The 2,340-nt window shown below is 58.8% G+C and carries 3 protein-coding genes; all 3 read right to left on the bottom strand.

The window, feature by feature from the left end; all coding sequences use genetic code 11:
• Positions 1-302 (bottom strand): aldehyde dehydrogenase family protein (locus Y707_RS23395; protein ID WP_035780306.1); only part of this gene is annotated, 302 nt, incomplete at its 3' end.
• Between the two features lie 65 nt (positions 303-367).
• Positions 368-1,747: an aspartate aminotransferase family protein gene (locus tag Y707_RS0104420; RefSeq protein ID WP_216699202.1), complete on the bottom strand. Its 1,380-nt coding sequence runs from the start codon at positions 1,745-1,747 to the stop codon at positions 368-370.
• Positions 1,748-1,912: 165 nt separating this feature from the next.
• The coding region (locus Y707_RS23400; RefSeq protein ID WP_216699203.1) for an aminotransferase class I/II-fold pyridoxal phosphate-dependent enzyme at positions 1,913-2,340 on the bottom strand (428 nt) is incomplete at its 5' end.

Here is a 2,340-nt window from a genome sequence, read left to right on the forward strand (position 1 = left end):
GCATCGGCGAGGACCTTGCCATGCTCGGAGGTGACAATCGCCGCCAGCTCATCCACATGCGCGGACAACAACTCACGGAACTTGAACAAGATGCCGGTGCGCTTCGACAGCGACACCTGCGACCAGGAATCCGCCGCGTTCCGCGCCGCCGCGACGACACTCTTAATATCGTCCTGACCCGCCAACCGCAGCTGGCCAGTGACCTTCCCCGTCGCCGGATTGAAGACATCCTGCGTACGGTCACCCGTACCGGAAGTCGACTCACCATTAATAAAATGCGCAATCGTGCTCGTCATCGTCATCCCTACTGCTTCAAAGCTTGTTTGATTTTGATCTTGCAAATGGACGCAACCGGCGACCGACGCCGTCAAGCGCTTTCCATGTAGTACTTATCAGCGACGTCGAGGGCCTCATCGAGGATCTCGATCCCTTCAAGAACTTCCTCTTTCGTCGCGGTGCACGGTGGAACCACATGTGTGCGGTTAAAGTGTGTAAAGGGCCACAGTCCCCGGCTCTTGCATGCTGCCGCGAATTCAGCCATCGGAGCGGCCTCGGCTCCAGCGGCGTTAAAGGGCACCAAAGGTTCGCGGGTGGTTCGATTCCGGACCAGTTCCAGGCCCCATAAAACGCCCAGACCGCGGACTTCTCCCACGCTTGGGTGCCGCTCCGCCATTGCCTTCAGCTGCGGGCCGATGACCTCACGGCCGAGCATGCGCGCATTTTCAATGATTCCTTCATCTTGGAAGATGTTGATGGAGGCGACGACTGACGCACAGGCCAAGGGATGACCGGAGTATGTTAGCCCACCCGGATACGGCCGGTCGTCGAACGTCCGCGCGATCCGTTCGGAAATTATGACGCCGCCCAGAGGCACGTACCCGGAATTGGACCCTTTGGCGAAGGTAATGAGATCCGGAGTCACATTCCAATGATCGACAGCAAACCATTCGCCGCAGCGGCCAAATCCAGCCATGACCTCATCCGCGATCAACATGATGCCGAACTCATCGCACAGTTTCCGGATACCGGACAGGTACCCCTCCGGCGGCACAAGGATCCCATTCGTACCGACCACCGGCTCAAGAATCAGTGCCGCAATCGTGTGCGGCCCTTCGACGGTAATGAGTTCTCGTACATGGGCCAGCGCCCGGTCGCATTCTTCCTGTTCGTTGGTGGAATGGAAAGGCGAGCGATATGTATATGGTCCCCAGTAACGCACTATCCCGGGCATGGACGGCTCGGAAGGCCAACGCCGGGGATCTCCCGTCAGCGCAATCGCGCCGGCCGTCGAGCCGTGATAGCTGCGGTAGGCGGCCAGCACCTTGGCACGCCCAGTGTGCAGCTTGGCCATACGGACGGCATTCTCGTTGGCCTCCGCACCACCATTGGTGAAGAAAACTCTATTGAGGTCACCCGGGGCCAGCTCCGAAATCAGCCGTGCCGCTTCTGATCTCGCGTCGTTGGCAAAACCAGGCGCAATCGTAGCGAGCTTGGCCGCTTGTTCCTGGATTGCGGCAATCAGCCGTGGGTGCTGGTGGCCGATGTTCACATTTACCAGCTGAGAAGAAAAGTCCAGATAGCGATTGCCCTCATAATCCCAGAAGTATGACCCCAGGGCACCGGCAATCGGGAGCGGGTCAATTTGTGCTTGGGCGGACCACGAATGGAATACATGAGCTCGGTCTTTACGCCGGACTTCGTCGGCAGTATTCAAATCAATCCCCGGCCCAACAGTGGTTTGCGTCAAGGCGGTTTCCTCTCGGTAAAGCGGCGTGGGGATCGCCGGCAGTCCCCGGCCCTTAGTGTCCTGATTTGCCGCGTGCGAATCTGATCACACTAACCATAGGTCACGCCCGCACCTATTACAATACGTTCTTTGTGACAGTACAAAAACAACCCGAGGGCCGACATGTCAGCGTCCGCGGCTCCAGCCTCCAGCGAGAGCGGCATCTGCAATCTTCTCGGCCAGCTCCTGGCATGACTCGGAGATCGAACCGACGGTGACCCGAATATGGGCACCGTCCGAGGGCAGGATGGAAAACGGGGCACCCGGCGCTACACCTATCCCTTGGCTCGCAAGCCTGACTACGGCAGCTGACTCGTCAGCGACAGGAACCCAAATATTAATGCCGTCCGAACCCTTCACCGGAATATCATGGCTCGCCAGGGCGTCGACGAAAGATAAGCGACGGCGGCGGTACTCGGATCGCGCCTGATCCACCTCTTTCACTGCATGCTCTTCCGTCAATAGACCCAGAAGAATCCTCTGCAGCAACCGGCTCGTCCATCCCTGGCCCAGCTGACGCCGCGCAACAATTTCCTGCATGAGCGACTCCGGAC

The sequence above is a fragment of the Arthrobacter sp. H14 genome, assembly GCF_000520495.1.
Classification (GTDB): domain Bacteria; phylum Actinomycetota; class Actinomycetes; order Actinomycetales; family Micrococcaceae; genus Arthrobacter_C.